Here is a 20523-nt window from a genome sequence, read left to right on the forward strand (position 1 = left end):
CGCATAAGGGCGCCGTAAAGGCCCCGGTCGAGCTCAGCGGCTCGCCGGGGCCTAGGACACGTCGTCCATCGGGACGTGGACGCTGGTGATCTTGACCAGCGGCATCGTCGCGTTCGGCAGGGTGCTGTAGAGGATCACCTCGAAGCTCAGCGTCGCCCCGATGCCCGCCAGCGGCGCGCGATTGGCCTGCAGCCAGCCGTCGACCACCCCGGACAGTTCGGTCAGGGCCGCCGAGGTCGGCGCCGTGGGCGGCATCAGCCCGATCGGCAGGTCGATCACCGGACTGGCCGGATCGGTGGTCAGCGGATAGGCGGCGTCGGCCCCGATCTGGGTGGTGAGATAGGTCGCGCCGTCCGCCCCCAGCAACTGGCCGAAGAACTCGTTCAGATAGGCGGAGATCGCGGCCGGCGGCGTCACCGGCGGGTCCAGCGTGACCAGGCTGTAGGCGTCGTGACGGATCAGCGGCGTGATCGGGGTGGCGAAGGCCACCGGGATCGTCGTGAACACGAAGGCGTCGTTGGTCGTGGCGCCGTTCTCCAGATCGACGTTGCGCTGGATCTGGATCGAGGTGTCCGCCGACTGGAACAGCACGGCGCTGAGTTCCGGGAAGGCGATCGTCTGGGACTGGGCGTCCTTGGCCTCCCGCGTGGTCAGCGGATCGCCGGTGGTCTTGTTGGCGTACTGATAGGCCGCCATCGCGCCCGCGGGCGGCGTCACCGGCGTGGCCGTGAACGTGTCGGGCAGGACCAGGATCACCGGCACGGGCGCATCGGCCCCGCCGACGTTGGTGACGACGATCGTCGCCGGCGACGCGTCGTCGGCCAGGGCCACCTCGACGCGGAACTGCAGGTTCACCGGCGGCGGACCGACGGGGGGCGCCGCGAAGAACGGCGGTGGCGGGGCCGGCTTGGCCCATTCGGCGTAGGCCGTGGCGAAGCCGGTGACCAGGGTGTTCCAGGCGGTCAGCGCCGCGGCGGCGTTGACGTAGGTAGTGCTGTCCAGCTTGGTGTCCGGCGCCACCTGGGTCAGGTAGGCGTCGAAGTCGGCGAAGATCGCCGGGGCGCAGCCGATCAGGTTGGCCAGGGCGACGAACAGCCCGGTCTGCGGATCCTGGTCGTTCTTCGGGGGATTCACCGGCGCGTTGAACGACACGGTCGCCAGCAGCGAGTCCTGCGCCGCCCGCCGCGCCGTGTAGGTGAAGGTGTAGTCCCACAGCGAAAGCTGGGCCGGCGTCGGGTTGGCGATAGCCGAGCCCGAACCGGTCTGGCCCTGGGCCGTCGGCGGCGGCGGCAGGGCCCGCAGCGGCACCGGGAACTGTTGCGCGCCCGAACCGATCGGGAAGCCGAATGGGCCGGTGGTGAAGGCGATCCAGCTGCTCTGCTTGTAGCCGTCGATCCCCGCCACCGCGGTGATGTCGTTCTGCAGGTGGGTCAGCTGATAGCTCAGGGTCAGCGGGATCGACGCCTCCAGCGTCGGGTCCGAGCAGGTGAACAGGAAGGCCAGCGCCGAGTCGGTGCTGGTGGCCCCCTTGGCGTTCAGGGCGATGCTGGCCGCCGAAAGCGCGTAGTTGGGCAGGTCCAGCGGCGGCGCGGTGTTGACCGGCGCGCCGTAGAAGGCCGGCGGACTGGCCGTGCCGGGGGCCTGGGCCTCGTTGGTGGTCGCGCCGGTGACCGGCACCACGGCCACCGAGGTGACCAGGGCGGCGTTGCCCAACTGCTGCAGCAGGGACTGCTTCAGCTCTTCCTTGGCGGCCGCCTTCAAGGTGTCGTTCGCGGGGCCGACCAGCACCGGCTCGATGGTGCCGGAAATGGTCTCGGCCAGAGCGGCCTTCTGGGCCAGGATCTCGAACAGATCGCCCGCCTGGTCCGGATCCTGGCCGGCCAGGGCGGCCACGATGAAGGCCGGGGCGGCGTAGGTCGCCGACAGGAAGGTGTCGATCGCCGTCAGGGCCTGGGCGCTCCAGACGTTGAGGTCCACGCCGGTGAAGGTGGTCGCCGCCCCCTGCCCCGGGCTCAGGCCCTTGCCCGTGACATAGGCCGGCAGGGTGACCATACCCGAGGTCTGCGACTTGGCCACCGGCTTGGGCGCGTAGAACAGCGGCTCGTCGCCCAGGGTGAAGGTCAGGCCGTCGTTCGAGCCCGCCTTGGCGAAGCGCGTCACCCACACCGTGTAGAGCTGGTTGGCCAGGGGTTCGTCGGGATCGGCCGGGCCGGCCCCGACGCGGTACTGCCAGGCACTGGTGACGAACGCCGTCTCCATCTGCTGGGCGAACGGCAACAGGGCGTCCTGCGAGTCCTGGGCCGTGGTCGAGTACGGCAGGATCTCGGTCTGCACGGTCACGCCGCCGTCCAGGTCCAGGAGGCGCGGATCGACCAGGCGCGGGTTGCGGCTCTGCAGCAGGAACAGGCGCAGGCGCAGCACATTGTCGGCCACCACCTGGGTCAGGTCGATCGGGACGGTCAGGGTCACGCCGACCGGGCCGGTGGGGGCCGTGCCGCCCGCCGCCGCCGCCGTCGTCTGGGCGCACTGGTTGGCGAAGGCGACGAACTGGGCCGCCAGCGCCGGGTCCATGGCCTGGACGCCGCCCGTCAGGCTGTTGAGCAGCGAGAAGGTGACCGCGGGTCCGCTGACGCCGGGCACGTTCTGGCCGTCATAGTTCTGGTTGAGCTGGTAGTAGATCGAGGCGAACACCTTGGCGTCGTTGGCGGCCGCGGGGGCCGGGACGCCGTTGGCCGGCTGGTAGGCGTCGGTGTTCAGGGACAGGGTGATCTGCAGTTGGGGCGCGCCCGCGGTCCCCGTATAGAGGTAGGACGCGCTGACGTTCGGCCACTGGCTGAGCGCGACCAGGGTGTCGGTGTAGGCGATCGGCATCGGCGGATTGTTGAGCGGTCCGTCGTAGCCGGCGGGCGGCGTGTTGAACGGCGTGACCGTCTGGTTGCCGAACAGGTCCAGCCAGCGGAGGCTGAGCTGAGCGACGCCGCCGACGCCTCGGTAGGGGTTCGAAGCGGCCGGCGGCAGGTTCGGCGCCGGATTGGCGGGTGCGGGGTTGATCTTGCTGTTGCTGTAGACGGTCAGCGCCTGCTGGTAGGCGATCGTCCCCGACGCCGCCTGACTTTGCAGCATGGCGCGCCGCGACACCGGGTTGCGGATGTCGGCCCGAGCCTGGGCCGGCGCGTTGGCCCGCATCAGGGCGCTCTTCGGATTGGGCGTCGAGGACGAGCCGTCTCCGGTCGGGCCGAAGGGCAGGCCGGGCTGGCTCAGGCTGAAGAACTGGTTGCCCAGGAAGCCGGCGTCCAGCAGCGAGTACAGCGAGAACATGTACTGCTGGCCATACGTCGGGTCGGTGCTGGCGCCCGGCGGGTCGAGATTGGCCCGGGTCAGGGTCACGCCGACATTGCCCACTCCGATCGACGGGTTGGACGAGAAGCTCTGCGGATCGACGTTCAGCGTCGGCGTGCCGACCAGCAGGCCGGTCTGGGCCTGGGCCGCCGCCCCCACCTGCTCCAGGCTCAAGCCGAAATAGCCGGCCACGCCCGAGAAGGTGTCGCCCGCGACCGCCACATAGGTCACCTGCGGGATCATCAGCACCGCGTAGAGCGCGGCGGTGACGTTCGGATTGTAGCCCTGCAGCTGGGCGGCGGTGATCGTTTGGAGGGCGTTCTTGGAGTAGTAGTTGGCGACGGTCGTCCACACGTCGCCGCTGGCCACGTCGGCCGGCGTCACTTCGTGGAACATGCCGGCCAGAACGATCTGGGCGCCCTTGTTCAGCCCGGCCTGGGGATTGTCGCGCGCCACCTCGCCGGCCGTCATGCCGTAGCGCAGGGCGAACGTCGCGAGGGTGTCCTCGGCGTCGAACGCCGCGGTGTTGGGAGCGGACTCCGAGACCAGGACCAGGGTCGACCGCGTCGGGTCGATGCTGGCGCTGGTCAGGATCGAGTTGCACACGTTGCTGAGCCGCGCGCCCACCGGCGTGTCGCCGGAACGGACGTAGGTGACCATCAAGGTCAGGGTGGCGTAGCCGGCCGAGTCGAAGAGCCCCGGCGGCAGGGCCGCGCCCTTGACCAGCTCGTCCCAGTAGAAGCTGAAGCCGCCCGACTGGACCGTCGAGATTTCCCACAGCAGGCGGACGGCGTCGGACGGCTGGTTCAACAGATCGTTGATCAGCACCGGGGCGTCGTCCTCGACCGCCAGCGCCCCGAACAGGCGCGGCGGCGGCGGGTTGGCCTTGGTGGAGAGGTTGGAGCGGGTGATGAAGCTGTAGACATCCGAGGCCGCGTGGCCGACCAGGCCCGGGACGTTGGAGCCCTGGTCGGCATAGGCCACCAGCACGCCGTTCACGATGTCCGGCCCCAGGGTGTTCATCTCGATCAGGATGCGCTCGAGCAGCACCGCGTCGCTGGGGGTGGGACCGATCAGCTGATAGGTGTTGGGCGCCATCTGGGTGACCGGCGGCGTGTTGCCCTCGCCGGGCGGCAGCACGGTGTTGGAGTCCGCCGTCGGGGTCTGGGCGCCCGCCGCCTGTTCCAGCTTGCGGATCTGGAAGTCGATCCGGGTGGCGAAGACGTAGTCATCGACGGCCGTGACGACCGGCATCTGGGTGGCGGGATCGGTCGTCAGGGTGGCCGGCGCGAACACCGGCAGGTGCTGCACGGCCTCCGACAACGGCATCTCTTCGGTCAGGGCGGCCTGCTGGGTCTCGATCCGGCTGAGCAGCGCGGGCGCCAGTCGCCACAGATAGGGTTGGGCCTGGCCCGAGCCGCCCGTCTGCGACGTTCCGGGCGGCGTCGTGAGCTTGGCGATCTCGTCCATCCCCGAGGTGTTCCACGGCGCATAGCTGGCGGCGGCGAACTGCTGGGGGGTGAGCGCCAGCGCGGGTTCCGGCGCCAGCGTCAGGTCGGGGCTCACCGTCGGGGCGCTGGGGTTGTAGCCGTACTGCTTGGCCCAGGTCAGCACGACGTTCAGATTGGCCGCCGCCTGGGTCAGGTCGGTGTCGCCGCTGGCGTCGGGGGCGGTCGAACCGTTGATCTGCACCCAACCCAGGGCGGTCGCGTCCCGGGTCAGGGTGACCTTGTAGGACAAGCCGTAGCTGGTGACCGGGAACTGCTGGCCGGTCAGCTGGTAGAGGCCGTACTGGTCTTGGTTGTTCGGATAGAGGAACTTCGGCGACAGCGTCAGGCCGCTGTTGTTGGGCAGGCGCAGGCCCTGGAGCATGAAGCGCGAAACCATGCCGGCGGTCTGGCCCACCGTCTCGCCCGCCGCCACGCCCTGGCTCAGCTGGTCGCCGGTCAGCAGGTCCAGGTTGGACAGATGGACCAGGGGCTCCTGCTTGAGGTCGAAGATGTTGGCCAGGGCCAAGTTCTCCGACCGCGCCACGAACGCCGTCGTGCCCACGCCGAACCGGCCCAGCAGCGAACCCAGGGTGTCGCCAGCGACGGTGGTGTAGACCACGGTCGGGATGATCAGCGGCGCCCCGGCCAGCAGCAGGGTGTTCAGGTCGTAGAGGCTGGATTGGGCCGCCAGGACGTCGATCGAGACCTTCAGCGCCTGCGCCAGGCTATAGAAGCTGTCGCCGAGCGCCGTCGTGACGGACGCCCCGCCGATCGTGATCGTCACGCCGGCCTGCAGCAGGTTGACGGCGTTCTGGTTGCTGACGATCAGGGCCGCCGGGGTGGTCGTGTACTGCGTTCCGCTGAAGCGCGCGGCGATGGCCGACAGGGACTCGATGATCGTCGCCTTGGTCGTGTCGTCGACCCGCGTCTGGACGCTGGACGTGACTCCGTCGAAGTACAGCGTCCCGCCGACGGTGAGCGGGTTCTGCTGGTTGCCGTTGACCAGGTCCTCGAAGGTGAAGCGCGGATTGAGCTCGCCCGTCTGGACGAAGGCCATGATCGCATTGAGGGAATCCCCCGGCCGCAGCACGTAGGGGAACGAGGCGTAGCAGTCGATCGCCGCCTGCAGCAGTTGCCGCGAGATCATGGCGAAGGCGTCTTCGAACAGCACCTGGGCCAGGGATTCCGGCGCCTGGTCCACCGACAGCGCCTTGGGCGCCGGCGCGTTGACCTCGTTGTTCAGCGTCGCCGCCAGCTTGTTGAACTCGGCGATCACCGCCGTGCGATAGGCCGGCGTGATCGCGGTCCAGGCCTCGAAGTCGATGGTCACCGTGCTGCTGGGCGCGGTCGGCGACGGCACGGCCAGGCTCAGGCCCGGCATGACCGGGAAGATCACCGCCCCGGCCTTCAGCGCATCCTGCTGCGCCTGGCTGGGCGTGGTGACCAGGTTGACGGTGAAGTTGGACTTCAGGAACGTCAGGATGTCGGTCGCCGCCAGCGCCGGCTGCTGGTCGGGATCGGCCAGGACCGCCAGGATCTCCTTCAGCGTCGCGACGCTGACCGGGGTCTCGGCCAGGGCCGGGCCGTTCGGCGTGACCGGGTGGGACTCGATCACCCAGGGCAGCAGGGCGTCGCACAGGGCGGCGAACGAGGAGCCGGTCTTGTTGCCGTCCCCGGTCGCGGTCGGCGCGTCCATGGAGAACAGGGTGACGAAGGCGCCCTGTTGGTTGGCCAGACTCAGCTGGCTCATGTCCGGCGCCAGCACGGTGAACTGCGGCGTCAGCACGATGGTCAGGGTGGGCAGCACATCGTCGGCGACGGCCGCGTCGACGACGGCGGAGGCCGAAAGGCTGGCCACGCGCGGCGACCCGCCGAACTGCAGCGCCACCCGGGCCGGACGCTCCAGCGCGCGGAGCGGCGCCGGGGCCTCGTCGAACGCCGCGAACATCAGCGAGCCGGTCTGCGGGTCCCACGGCGCGGTGCTGTTGGAACCGATCGTCATGTCCTCCGAGATCGTCGTCGCGAAGGAGAAGCTGATGGAGAAGGAGAACAGGCCCAGATCGATCTTCACCGAGACCGACACCGAGACCGACGCCGACACCGACATCGGGATGGCGCGATACGACTCGTAGGTGATCTGCAGCGCCAGGACGATCGACACATTCACGCTGGCCGAGATGATCGCGAAGTTGATCGTGCCGTAGAGCTTGCCCTGGATCCCGAACTGGCCCCGGAGCCAGAAGTAGTTGTCGGCCTGGACCTCCTTGCTGGCGCCGACCAGGGCGGCGCCGCCGGCCACCGTCACGGCGTTCGAGCCGTCATAGGGGTGCCAGGGCGCGAACACGCCCTGGATGATGCCGAAGAACGTGACCGAGAAGCCCGCCGAAAGGATGCCTTTGTCGATAGAATAGCCCAGGCCCATCTGCAGGCCGATGCCGAACTCGATCACCGGATCGAAGGTGCCCTTGTCGGTCTTGGGAATCTTGGTCGAGGTGGCGTTGCTGAGCTTGGAGAAATAGAAGCCGCCCGACCCCATCACCGGGAACGGGCCGACGATGGCCTGGATCGTGAACGATCCGGAGAAGTCCATGTTGTAGGGGAAGCCCAGGTCGAACGTGAAGTCGCCGTTGGTGTAGATGGCGATGCCGATGGTCGGCAGGGTGACGTTCAGGGCCCCGAAGTTCAGTTGCCGGATCGAGCCCGGCAGCACCAGGTCGAGCTGGTAGACACCGATCGTCGGCGTCACCTTCTTGTACATGATGTCGATGGCCAGGTCCTTGAGGACCGGGATCTTGTCGCCGTTGAAGCCCAGCCTCAGGCCATAGAGGTCCGGGTCGTTGAACACGACCATGACCTCGATCGAATAGAGATTGCTCTTGTCGTCGCCGACCCGGAACAGGCCGATGTCGGTGGCGATCAGCCAGTTGCTGTCGGCGTTGTAGCGCGGCTGCAGGGGCTGGGTGCTGGTGGGATCGACGGGATTGGCGCCGCCCGTGCCGGTGGACGGGACGTTCTCCAGCGACTTGATGACCGCCTGGGTGCTGCTCATGTCGCCGGCGTTGATCGACACGTGCTGGCCCAGGGCCAGCAGGCGCAGATCCAACAGCGCGTTCCCGCGGCCGGGCACCTCCGGCATCTTGGTGACGTCCTGACCCTTGGTCGGGTCCTTGCTCACCAGCGGCTGCCAGGCGGGATCCGACGCCAGCGACGGCGGCAGGGAGCCGGAGATCGAGAACAGGATTTTGCCGGTCTTGGGGTCGCGGGCGAAGTTGAAGCCGTCGATCACCATGAAGCCCAGATTGATCGGCGACGACAGCTTGTAGCCGGCGCTGACGGTGGTCGGCGCGTCGGCGGCCAGGTGGAAGGTCAGGAACAGCCCGTCCAGCGAGATCGAGTTCAGCACCGCCCACGGACCCGACAGCGAGAAGTACGAGCGGCCGGTCAGCTGCACCAGCGAGGTGATCAGCGAGCCCAGGCTCCAGCCGTTCAGGGTGACGGTGATGGTCTCGGCGGTGCTGTCGTAGGTGCCGGTGACGCCTTCCCACTGCACGGCCAGGGTCGAGCCCCCGGCGCTGCCGGGCTGGTTGAAGGCGTAGGCGATCGAGACGGTCAGCCCCTGGACCGCCGCCACCGAGATCGTGCCCAGCACCGAGCCGGAGAACTCGGCCCCCGCGGGCCTGGAGCCGTCATAGGCCAGGGCCAGATTGGCCGTGCAGGCGATCGGCAGGCCCGGCAGGACGGTCGTCTCCCAGGTCAGGGCCCCGGAGATGTTGTACTTCGAGGCCGCGCCCGTGGCGGTGGGGATGATCGCCCCGACGGCGAAGCTGTCGACGATCAGGGTCTTGGGCAGGAAGTCCGGCAGGAAGCGGTCCAGGTCGGTGACCGCGAACAGCTCGCGCAGCAGCGAGCCCAGGTCCAGCGGCGCGGCCAGGGCGCTCTGCAGCCGCCACTGCGGCGAGGGCCCCGCCCCTTCGTAGGCGATCAGCATGTTCAGCGCGATCGGCCCGATCGCCATCAGCCCCGACATCGAGGCCGAATAGGTGGTGGCCGCCGGCTTGACGGGCGGCGGCTGGGTGGGCTGGGGTGTCTGGGCCGACAGCGCCATGCGCATGCCGTCCAGCCGGATCAGCGGCTGGCCGTTCCAGGTGATGATGTCGACGGTGACGTCCACCCCGAACGAGAAGGCGTAGCTGGTGTTGGGCGGATCGATCATCAGCTGCACGTCGCTGAAGATCACGGAAATCCCGTCCGGCATGTGCACCAGGCCGCCGGTGACGGCCGGCAGCAGGTTGGCCAGCGAGACCTGGCCCTGGAACTCCGCCAGGATGACGAAGTCCTGGTCGATCGACAGCGCGAACAGGCCGCCGGGATTGCCCTGGTCGTCGGTGAAGACGTTGGGCATGAAGGTGAAGGTGGTCTCGAACAGCAGGAGCTGGCGTGACACCCCGGTCGGGTTCAGCACGGTCCAGTGCAGGTCGAGCGAGGTGATGGTGAGATCGAAATTGCCCGACGGGTCGTCGATCAGCTGGTAGCTGAACCCGTCGAGCGTTCCGATCGACACCGCCGTCGAGGTGATGGTCGGGATGGTCTGGCCCTTCGGCAGCACCGTCGAGACCTGCAGGCCCTTGAAGGCGACCTCGGTGAAGAAGCTCTGCAGCGGCGCCGGGACATAGGCGATGTAGTTGGTGTTGACCCCGGCGATGGCGGCGATGTTCGCCGGCGTCAGCGGCGTGGAGCCTTCCGGCGGCGACAAGGCGATCGCGTAGTTGTTGGTCGCGCTCTGCATCAGCACCGTGAAGCCCAGCGCCAGCGGCGGCGAAGTGGTGGTCGTGACCACCCCGCCGAAGCTGTAGCTGATCGGCTGCTCGGGCGGCGGATCGTCCTCGTTCACCGGTTCCTCGGCCGGCGGCGCCGGATCGATCACGTAGCCGAAGAAGGGACCGCTGGCCTCCAGGAACAGGAAGGTGAAGGTGGCCGCCGACAGGGGGGCCGTCAGGTTCATCACCGGGAACGGTGTGTCGTCGGTCACGGTCGAGGCGTCGAACGGTCCGGACATCACCAAGGGGTTGGGCACCGCCGCGCCCGTCAGGTTGGCGATCTGCAGGACGGTCTGGGCGTAGATGTCCAGCACCAGGGCGCCGGCGAAGGTCATGCCGGGCGTCAGGGGCACCGTGGCGCCGCCGGCCGCCGGCCAGCTGGCCGCGCCGGTCGCGGTGGAGAACAGGAAGCTGCTCTGACTGAAGTTCAGGCCGCTGAAGACCCCGCCCACCATGAACGGGAAGCCGGTGGCGAAGGTCCAGTTGGACAGGTCGGTGCGGATCTGCACCAGCAGGTCGCCGCCGGTCGCCGGCAGGGTGAAGGTCAGGGTGACCGAGGTCTGGCCCGCGGTGGCCCCGAACAGGCCGTTGGTCAGGCTGGCGGTGGTGATGGCGAAGCTGTCGCCCGCGACGGCGCCCACCTGCCCCTGCCCCACCGACAGCCCGGCGGCGTCGCCCAGGACGAAGGCCTGCTTGAGCAAGGCGTCGAAGCCCGGCGGCGGCGTCACCCCGTTGTCGGTCAGATAGGCGGCGTTCAGCACCACCGGCCAGGTGGCGGAGGCGAAGGCGGACTGTAGCGTCTGGAGTGACAAAGCCGCCCCCTATCCGTTGAAGAACAAAGGAAGATGGTCGCTGGTGCTGCGGATCTTTCCGTAGACGTCCCAGCCGAGGAACCAGCCGCGGACGCCCTTCGCCACGTTGAACTGGGGGGCGACATCGGGCGCCGGCCCGTTCGGCGCCATCCACTGCGGGTTCAGTCCCGCCCAGTACCAGTTCACGTCTCGGACGAAGGGCTCGGTTCCCTGCGGGACGCCCCCCGGATCCGCCCCGGCGTTGTCGTAGGGCGAGCCGACGACGCCGTTAACGATCGTCAGTTCCGGCGCCGCGGGCAGGCCGCCGGCTCCGGCCAGGTACAGCACGTTGTCGATCGACTCGTTGGCCGAGCCGCGACTGTCGCCGGTGTAGAAATAGCTGGGATAGTAGGCGACCGACGCGGTCTTGCTCCAGCAACGGGCGTTGCCCCTCGGCCGCATATGCGTGGCGAAGTAGCCGCTGTAGCCGAGCAGCGGGTTCGGCGGCGCCCCGGCCGGCTCCAGCGCCACCGTGTACGGATTGGCCAGGCCGGTGAACGGGGCGTAGCAGTTGGTGTAGGTGCTGTCGGCCACGCGCAGCAGCGCCAGATTGAAATCGCCCAGCACCAGCCGCAACTCGTTCGCCGCTCCGGCGGAATTGATCGCCGCCATGGTCGTCATGGTCTGCAGGAAGGCGGTCGCCCCCGCGAAATTGGCCGGCGCGTGCACCGCGAAGATGTTGATGGTCCGCCCGCCCGCGTCGAGGAAGGTGGTCTGATAGGGATGGCGCACATCGACGCCGAAATTGACGTTGGCCGGCGGCATGCCGACCAGACCGGGGAACTCCACCCGGGCGGCGCTGTAGTTCGCGACAGGCAGGCAGTTGTTCCAGGGCGCGGGATAGGCCTGGGCCATCGGCACCGCCAGGTTCGGCACGGTCGGACCGATCCCGCCGTTCCACTGGTCCGGCCCCGTGAAGGTGACGCGGTCGGCGCGGAAGAAGACCGCGACGGCCTCCTTGTTGCCCGTGATCAGGGGCGGGACCAGGCACCAGTTCGCGTCCAGGACCCGCAGGCTGCCCAGCAGCGCCAGAACGCCGGTCGCGCCGCCGCCGCCGCACAGGACGCCGCGGTTGTTGTTGTAGGGCGTCTCGATTTCGACGACGACGAAGATGTCCGGGTCCATCTCCGTCACGTGCCGGGAGATGTAGGTGAGGCGTTGGGCCGAGGAGAGGTCGACCTTGATCGCCCCGCCCCTCTGGCGCTTCTTGGCGCTGGGGTTCTGGATCTTGTTGATCGCGAAGTTCTCGATGTTCCAGTACAGGACCCGGGTCATGCCGAAACTCCCTCGACGAGCGCGGTCGACTTGCCCTGGTCCTCGATCAGGGCGCCGTACCAGCCCAAGGCGCCCTTCCCGTCCGGCGAACCGAACACGAACAGGTCGATGCTCGATCCCGACGGCAGCTTGGCGATGCCCAGGAAACTGAGCGAGATGTCGCTGAGCCTCAGGGTGAAGGCGTCGGCCCCGCCGCCGGCCACCGGGGCCAGCGACAGCGAGATGGTGTCGACCTTCAGGTTGACGACGCCCTGCAGGCTGAAGGCGCTGGCGCCGGGCGCCGCGCCGGGCAATTGCAGCCCGGCGAAGGCGGCGTAGCTGGTCGCGCTCTGCGGGGTCTGCGGGCTCCAGGCCATCAGCAGGGTCGAGTTAAAGCCCGCCGCCGAGGCCAGCGCTCCGGGACCGCCCATGTTGATCAGGCACGAGACGCCGTACCAGGCCTGGGTCACCGCCGTCTGAGGCGGCGCGCCCTCGTCCAGCACCACGGGCAGGAAGCCCCGCGCGGCGGGCGTCGTGCCGGCCGCCGACACCAGGAACGCCTGCGGCTGCAATGTCAGGCCCGACACTAGGCTGCCCGCGCGCAGCACGCTGTTGGCCAGGTCGAACGCCAGGTTGTCCTCGACGATCGTGTAGGTGGTCACGTTGGGGCTCGCCACGGGCGAGGACATGTCGATGTGCAGGTTCGAGAACATCAGGCCGCCGGTGGCGGTGGCCGCCGGGGCGTCGGCCGCCATGCCGTAGGACATCAGGTCGAACGCCGTGTCCTGCTGGCTCATCAGGACGGCGAAGTTGAAGCTGCCCGAGATCAGGATGCGGCTCAGGATGCTGGGCGGTGTCCCGTTGTCGTTGTTGGTCAGGGTGTTGAACACGACCTTCGAGACCAGGACCGAGCGCAGCACGTTGCTGTCGGTGACCATCACGGTCGGCAGGTCGCTCTCGAACAGGTAGGTCCCCTGCCCGCCCTCGCTCTGGTAGTAGCCGGTCAGGACCACGCTGTTGGCCGCCTGGCGCGTGGCGTTGAAGAACGAGGCGGTGACCTTCGAGCCGAACAGCACGTTGGTCGTGACCTGGACGTGGCTGCGGAAGTCGACCAGGGCGCTGTTCTCGAACAGGCTCTGCAGCTGCAGCACCGTGAAGTTGTAGGCGCCCGACGACGGCAGGGCCAGGGGCAAGGTGGGCGGCGCCCCGCCGGCCACGCTCTGGGCGAAGGCGGGCAGCTGATAGTCCACCAGACCGAACAGGCTGCTGGCGCCCGGGATCTTCAGGGTGGTTCCGTCATAGCTGACCGGGCTGACCGAGACGCCGAAATGGTGGGCGCGGAAGTTGGTGAAGTTGATCCCGGCCGCCAGGCCCGCCAGCTGCGGCGGCAGGTCGGTCGGATTGATGTCGGCGCCCAGCACCAGGATGCCCCGCCATTCGGAGCTGGTGACGATGCTGGCGAAGTTGGCGTAGAGCGTGTTGCCGCCCTCGGCGGCCTTAAGCGCGATGTCGATATACTGCCTCAGGGCCTGGGACAGCACGGCGACGCCGATATTGGGATCGGGGTTGGAGAAGTCGTCCGGGTCGGTCCACGCGCTGGGCTTGTCGACCAGGTCGCTCAGCGTCCCCTCGCAGAACTTCATGATCATGACGTTGCTGACGTTGGACGAGCCGGACTTGGCGCCGACATTGGCCTCCATCTTCCAGCCGGCGATGTCGACGACGTTGGCGAACTGGCCCAGGTGCGTGGGGTTGGTGATGACCGCGAACAGCTGGTTGGTCTGGAACAGGCCCTGCAGCACCGCGTCGACGTTCCGGAACGACATCTGGGAGGTGGGTTCGCCCAGGTCGTTGGACTGGGCCAGGATCACCGCCTCGTAGTTGGCGTGGCCGCCGCTCTGGTCCAGCTGGGCCAGCAGCCCCTGCGGCGTCGTGCCGTTCGGGACGATGGGCGTGTCGGCGGCCGCGCCCAGAGCCGCCAGCTGGGTGGCGCGAAGCGCCTTGGCGGCATGGACCTGGCCCCGCGCCAGGCTCTGCAGGGCGTTGCGGCGCGTGGCGCTGAGGACCTTGCTCTCGTACTCGCCCCACCCGGCGACGGGGATGGCGCCCGAGGCGCCGGCCCAGGCGACGATCGGGAAATCGACGGTGCCGATGGGCGTGGTCGGCCGCAGGGCTCCGGCGACCGTCTTGCTGTTCCCGCTGAACGCCCCGCCCGGGCCGTAGAGGGCGTTGCCCTGGGGCTGGGCGCTGTAGGTCGGCGGGTCCCCCTGTCCGGGGACCACCTGCGCCCAGCTGGTGATGTAGGTCGGGGGATCGGTGACCGGCAGCGTCGGCTGGGCCTTGCCGGTGGTCGGGTTGGCGATGTCCGACGGCGGCAGGGGGAACTGCGGCGTGTAGGCCGGGGAAATCCCGACGAACCGCAGCGCGTCCACCGACGCCGCGCCGACCGGACCCAGGGCGAAGTTCTCGGTGCCGGCTAGGCCGGGGATCAGGACCACGGCCCCGCTCGCCCCCGCCGCGCCGGTCAGGTAGTCGCCCGCCACGGTCATGTAGACGTTCGCCTGGACCGGCAGGAGGTTGGCCCCGATCTGCAGCGGACCGACGGGCTGGAAGATGAATCCCCCGTCCTGGGGCGTCGGGCCGGTCGGGAGGGCGGCGGCGCTGCGCGGCGTCAGCGTCACGGGGTCGTTGTTGACCGTTCGGAACAGGCTGGCCAGGGCCGAGGTCCCCGGGGCCGCGGCGACGATCGTGCGATAGATCCCCATCGCCGGGTTCGAGGCCGGGCCCGTGCACAGCGGGTCGAGCGGGTCGAACGCCGCCACGTAGCCGAGACTGGGCGTATTGGTCACGTCCAGGAGCTCGAACTGCTGCACCACGTCGCCGCCCGAGGCCTGGCCATAGGCGTACTGCATGCCGATCAGGAAGCCGCCGAGCTGGCTGGAGACGGTCATGCCGCCCTCCAGCACGAAGCAGCCGGACATGTTCCCCGTCAGGGGGATGAAGGCGTAGTCGGAGGGAACGGTCAGCTGCAGCGCCTGGGGCGACCGGTAGCTGATGCCGGGATCCTGCGGGCCGTAGAACTGCAGGGCGTCGCCCGGGGCCGAGATGAAGACGCCCTGCGCGATCGACAGCCACATGTTGAGGCCGACCAGGGCGTTGAACGGGCTCTGCACCGTCCATCCCCCCGCCTGCTGCGAGAACGCGAAGGCGAAGCCGCTGGAACCGGTCGACGAATAGGTCGGCGTGCCGAACACCGGCTGGGTCCCCGCCCGCGGCATCCACACGAAGTACCGGCCAAAGAAGGTATTGCCGTTCGCCAGCCAGGCCTGGACCGTCCCGACGAAGGTGTTGGCGGTGTCGGTGTCGGTGAAGCCGGGCGCGAGCGGCGCGAAGACGAACGACCCGCCGTAGGCGTTCAGGGCGTCATCCAGCGAGATCGGTTTGTTCGGGTTGCCGCCAGCGGGCGGGAACATGTACCCGCACCAGCCGGTCGAGCCGCCGCCAGCGACTTGATAGAGGTCGGACCCGAAGACTTGCTCGAATTGAACCGACATCTTTTGGATCTCCGACGACGGCGCCGTCCTGCTGCATCGGGAGCACCCCCTGAAGCGGCCAGAAGGCGATCGCACCGGTGAATCTTGTCGGCGGGATCGTCACGGACGAGAAAGTGCAGTCCAGGACGACCATGCCGTTCGATAGGTTCGAGGGCGGCGTCAGGGTCAGCTGCGCGCCCTTGTTCAGTTTCAGATCGCCGATCACCAGGTCGAAAGGCGTCACGGATACATTCGACGACGGCAACAGAAGGCTGCTGTAGAGCAGAGTCTCGCCCGTCAGGTAGTCGACCCGGGCTCCTTCTCGCGCGCCGTTCAGTACAACCGTCCTGGCGCTGAGGTTTCCCGTGAGATTGTAGTTGACGCTGAACAACTCCAAATTGTCGGGGGCGACCCAGGACACGACGTCGCCCTTGAAGGGAACACTCTTGCCGGTGGCGTCCACCACGGCGAAGTCTCCGACCAGGCTCGAGGGGCTGGGATCCTGAACGACCGCTAGGCTGATGGCTCCGCTTGCGCTCATCCCATTGGCCGTCACCGAGAAGTTGTGGGTCGGGGCGGCGTAGGTGAGGACGGCGTCATCGACGAATTGGCCGTTCAGGGTCAGCCTGACGCCAACCTGCGCGACAGCGCCGCTGACGGCGTAGTCGATGGTCAATCCGGAGATGTCGCGCTGGCCGGACCAATCTTGAGCCCGGGCCAGCGCCCCCGAATAGAACACAAAGACCAGCGCCAGAACGCTGAGGCGAAGCATTCAAGCCGTCAGGTCGAGGTCAGGGTCCAGCTGGCGACAAGGCCGTTGTAGTCGTGCTTCGGCTCGTTGGGCGCGCCGAAGGTGATGGCGGCGGCGTTGCTGCCGCCCGTCAGGGCGGTCGGCACGGTCAGGGTGAAGTTGCTGCCGGCATAGATCACCGTGGCCGCGGAGCCCGTGCCGATGATCAGGTCGCCCCCGACGACGCCGACGTTGGACGTCTGGATCAGCGTCGTGGTCCACAGGGTCTGGCCGGCGGAAATGATGTTCACGGTGGCGACGTTGTTCGTCGAACTGCCCTGGGAAGACACCACGGTCTGGATTTGGACGGTGGCGTTCAGGTTCCAATTATAGGTCGGCATTGGTTCACACCTTCTGGTTGGGTGCGCGCACTAAATCGCGTCTTAATTGTTGAGTCAATGGACAAGCGCTACTTATTCGATTATTGCAAAACCGTCACAACCTTTAGGAATCTTGTCGAATAAATTCCCCATAAATACAGATAGTTATAAACAAGCTAGGCAATTCCCATTCGCGCCCAGGCACCCCTGCTTCCCCCTCATCGTCGCCCGCGCGCCAAGGTCGCGCCGTCCAGCCACGGCTCCGCTTGGACCCCGCTGGAATCGCGACGCGCGGAACGGTGCGGACGCCATGCTCTAGGCCGCACCCGAAAGCCTCACGACAGCCCTCGACGCCCGAGCCCCGGGGCGGGAAACCCGCGAGAATTGGCCCGGACAGGACTGTTATTCCGAGCTTTCCGATCGCCAGACCAGATTCCGATATTGTACAACAATCTTTACATTCAACACGACAAAACGCTTGCCGCCCTGTTCCGCGCGAAATAGGAATGAGGGCGTACGGAACTGGCAGGCTCTCGGTGAAGCGCAACGAGTCCGTGTGAGGAAACGTCTTTGGCAGCCACAGCGAAACCATCGGGCAAGTCCAAGGTGAAGGACGCGGCCGCGAGCTCGGCCCCGACCGCCGACGACCTGGCCCAGACCCTGCGGGTCCGCATCCAGAAGAGCGAGCTCGCCCCGGGCGAGTGGCTTCGCGAGGTCAAGCTCTGCAGCGAATTCGGCGTGGGACGCTCGATCGTGCGCCGCGCCCTGCGGACCCTGGCCGACGACGGCCTGATCGAGATCGAGGAGAACCGGGGCGCGCGCGTCTCCGCGACGACCGTCGAGGAGGTTTTCGACCTCTACGAGGTCCGCGCCGCGCTCTATGGCATGGCGGCGCGCTTCGCCTGCCTGCGGGCTTCGGACACCTTGATCCGCGGCATGCTGACCAAGATCGACCGCCTCCTGGCCGACGCCGAGGCCAAGGCCCCGGCCGAACAGATCATGGAGGTCAGTGAATCGATCTTCGGCGACATGACCAGCTGCGCCAGCGCCGACGGCCAGCGCATGATCGAGGCCGTACGCCGCAAGACGCGCTTCCACTTCTCCTACCTGGCCCTGGCGATCAACGCCAACGGACCGGGCCCCTACGAGCATTGGCGTAGGGTCCGCGCCGCGCTGGTCGACCGCGACGCCGACCGGGCCAGCCAATCGGCGCGCGACATCCTCTACTTCATGCAGGGCGAGGTCGCCCGCATCATGCTGGCCCGGGGGCCGCGCCTGATCTCCGAGGCGCCGTCCGCCGAGCCGTCGTCCGCGCCCAAGCGGCGCGCGCCCGCCAAACGGAAACCCGGCTGATGCGACACGCGCTGCTCCGCCTGATCGCAGCGACCGCCGTCTGCGCCCTCGCCGCCGGTCCTGTCGCCTGCGCGGCCCCCGGCGCCGCCCCCGCGATCCACGCGGCGGCCCCGTCGCCGGACCTGCAGGCCCTGCTCGACTACCTGCACGACCACGGCAGCACGGGCTTCATCGTCATCGAGGACGGAACGACGCTGGTCGACCAGACCTGGCCCGCCCCGCAGGACGACCGGATGTTCGCCAACTTCGTCTACGGCCCCGCGCCGGACGGGACGCTCCTCGAGGACGTCGCCTCGCAGCAGAAGAGCTTCGTGGCGATCCTGGCGGCCATCGCCATCGACAAGGGGCTGCTCGACATCCAGGCCCCGGTCTCCAGGTACCTCGGCGCAGGCTGGTCCAAAGCCTCGCCCGAGCAGGAGGCCGGCATCCGGGTCATCGACGTGATGACGATGAGTTCGGGCCTGAACGAGCAGTTCGGCTATGTGGCCCCGCCCGGCTCGGTCTTCTTCTACAACACCCCGGTCTACGCGATGACCAAGCGCATCGTCGCGGCCGCCGCCGGCCAGCCGCTGGAGACGATCACCCGCGACTGGCTGACCGCGCCGACGGGCATGAAGGACACCGCCTGGCGCCAGCGTCCGGCGGCCCTGGCCTCGGTCGGCAACGCCACCGGCCTGGTGACGACCCCGCACGACGTCGCGCGCTTCGGCCTGATGGTGCTGCACGGCGGGCTCGCAGAGGACGGCAAGCGCGTGGTCTCCAAGGCCCAGCTCGACGCCCTGTTCACGCGCTCGGCCGCCAACCCGGCCTATGGCCGCCTGTGGTGGCTGAACGGCGCCGACTACACGCTGCGCGCCCAGGCCGGACGCCGCGAGGGCCAGCTGATCCCGGCGGCGCCCGCCGACCTGGTGGGCGCGCTCGGCGCCTTCGACCGCCGCCTCTATGTCGTGCCCAGCCGCAAGCTGGTGGTCGTCCGCACCGGCGCGGGCGCCAACGACGCCGACTTCGATCAGCAGCTGTGGCTCAGGCTGATGAAGGTCATCGGTTAACCCTCCGCGCCCAGCGCTCCACCCCGTTCTGAACCGGGAGGCCCTCCGAAGGCGGAGCGGCCCATCCCTGTCCCTATGCCTTGCAGGATGACGACCCAGTGATCGACGGCAGCATTCAGACCTTCTCCCTCACGCTCGACGCGATCCTCGACCACGCCGCCAAGTGGCACTGCGACACCGAGGTCGTCACCGCCCGCGAAGGCCAGGACAACGCCCGGGTCACCTATGCGGGGCTGCGCGAGCGCGCCAAGCAGGTCTCGGCCGTCCTGGCGGGGTTCGGCGTCACGGCCGGCCGGCGGGTCGCCACTCTGGCCTGGAACACCCAGGCGCACATGGAGGCCTGGTTCGGCATCATGGGCATGGGCGCGGTCTGCCACACGCTCAACCCGCGCCTGACCGCCGTCCAACTGGCCTGGATGCTGGACCAGTCGGGCGCCCGGATCGTCATCGTCAGCGCCGATCTCGCCAAGCTGGCCTTGGAGGTCGCCGACCACGCCGCCGGCGTCGAGCGCATCCTGGTCATCGACGGCGTCGCCGCGACCCGCCACCCGCGCGCCGTCGTCGAGACCCTGGACGACCTGCTCGCCGCCGCCGAGGGCGAGGTGCCCTGGGGCCGGTTCGACGAGACCTCACCGTCCGGCCTGTGCTTCACCTCCGGCTCGACCGGCGCGCCCAAGGGCGTGACCTATACCCACCGCTCCAGCTTCCTGCACACCCTGAAGATGCTGGCCGCCGACGTGCTGGCCGCGCGGGTCGACGACGTGATCCTGCCGGTGGTGCCGCTGTTCCACGCCAACGCCTGGGGCCTGCCGTTCGCGGCCCCCGCGGCGGGCAGCAAGCTGGTCCTGCCGGGCCGCCACACCGACGGCGCCAGCCTGGCCCGCCTGATCGCCGCCGAGGGCGTGACAGTGGCCGTGGGCGTGCCGACGGTGTTCCTGGGCCTGTGCGAGCATCTGGACGCCACCGGCGCCGCCCTGCCCTCGCTGAAGCGGATCATCCTGGGCGGCGCCCAGACGCCGCCGGCCCTGATGGAGCGGCTGGAGCGCCAGCTGGGCGTCACCGTCCAGAACAGCTGGGGCATGACCGAGCTGTCGCCCGTCGGGGTGTTCAGCACCCTGGGCGACATCGACGGCCGGGCCTCGGTGTCCGGACGGCCGGCCCTGGGTGTGGACCTGATGCTGGCCGACGAGACCGGCGCGCCCCTGGCCGACCAGCGCGACCAGGAAGGCCGCCTGCACGTGCGCGGCGCCGCCGTCATCGAGCGCTATTTCGGCCAGGAGCAGCCGGCGACCAACGCCGACGGCTGGTTCGACACGGGCGACCTCGCCAGGATCGACCACAAGGGCAACCTGATGATCACCGGCCGCGCCAAGGACCTGATCAAGTCGGGCGGCGAGTGGATCAACCCGTCCGAGATCGAGGCCCTGGTCTGCGCCCTGCCCGAGGTGTCGCTGGCGGCGGTGATCGGCAAGGCCGACGCCAAGTGGAGCGAACGCCCCCTCCTCCTGGTCGAGCTGCGCGACGGGGCGGAGATCACCGACCAGGCCCTGCTCGACGCCCTGCGCGGCAAGATCGCCTCGTGGTGGATCCCCGACGCCGTCGTGCGCCTGCCGGCCATGCCGCTGGCGGCGACGGGCAAGATCGACAAGCTGAGTCTGCGGGCGACCTACGGCGCCGGGTGAACCACCCCCGCCTGAAGGTTGACGCCGGCAAGGGCGGTGATGGGT

The 20523-nt window shown here is 68.7% G+C and carries 8 protein-coding genes; 3 read left to right on the forward strand and 5 right to left on the reverse strand.

Translation table 11 applies throughout. The features are described 5' to 3' along the window. Nucleotides 1-51: 51 nt before the first annotated feature. The 5 genes from BR39_RS0118570 to BR39_RS0118590 are packed head-to-tail and all read right to left on the reverse strand — an operon-like array spanning nt 52 to nt 16415. A complete protein-coding gene (locus BR39_RS0118570) occupies nt 52-10458 on the reverse strand; it encodes a LysM peptidoglycan-binding domain-containing protein (RefSeq protein ID WP_029914953.1) in 10407 nt (3468 codons plus the stop codon). 9 nt (nt 10459-10467) lie between these two features. Beyond that, entirely contained in the window at nt 10468-11772 is a 1305-nt protein-coding gene (locus BR39_RS0118575; RefSeq protein WP_029914954.1) for a hypothetical protein, read from the reverse strand. Then, nucleotides 11769-15224, reverse strand: coding sequence for a hypothetical protein (locus BR39_RS25420; RefSeq protein ID WP_035018663.1), 3456 nt, complete (start codon nt 15222-15224; stop codon nt 11769-11771). Before BR39_RS25420 ends, BR39_RS0118575 begins: the two co-directional genes overlap by 4 nt. Further along, nucleotides 15175-16056, reverse strand: a complete 882-nt coding sequence (locus BR39_RS0118585) for a hypothetical protein (RefSeq protein ID WP_029914957.1) — start codon at nt 16054-16056, stop codon at nt 15175-15177. Before BR39_RS0118585 ends, BR39_RS25420 begins: the two co-directional genes overlap by 50 nt. 8 nt (nt 16057-16064) lie before the next feature. Continuing rightward, entirely contained in the window at nt 16065-16415 is a 351-nt protein-coding gene (locus BR39_RS0118590; protein WP_029914958.1) for a hypothetical protein, read from the reverse strand. A 549-nt stretch (nt 16416-16964) separates the two neighbouring features. Here BR39_RS0118590 and BR39_RS25895 point away from each other — a divergent pair. The 3 genes from BR39_RS25895 to BR39_RS0118605 all read left to right on the forward strand — a co-directional run bounded on the left by BR39_RS25895 (nt 16965) and on the right by BR39_RS0118605 (nt 20478). After that, entirely contained in the window at nt 16965-17747 is a 783-nt protein-coding gene (locus BR39_RS25895) for a GntR family transcriptional regulator (RefSeq protein ID WP_081916894.1), read from the forward strand. Beyond that, on the forward strand, nt 17747-18796 hold the full coding sequence (locus tag BR39_RS0118600) for a serine hydrolase (RefSeq protein ID WP_029914962.1): 1050 nt from the start codon (nt 17747-17749) through the stop codon (nt 18794-18796). Before BR39_RS25895 ends, BR39_RS0118600 begins: the two co-directional genes overlap by 1 nt. A 98-nt stretch (nt 18797-18894) precedes the next feature. Then, on the forward strand, nt 18895-20478 hold the full coding sequence (locus tag BR39_RS0118605) for an AMP-binding protein (protein ID WP_029914964.1): 1584 nt from the start codon (nt 18895-18897) through the stop codon (nt 20476-20478). Nucleotides 20479-20523: the final 45 nt, after the last annotated feature.

The organism is Caulobacter sp. UNC358MFTsu5.1, from assembly GCF_000712075.1.
In the GTDB taxonomy this organism is placed as follows: Bacteria; Pseudomonadota; Alphaproteobacteria; order Caulobacterales; family Caulobacteraceae; genus Caulobacter.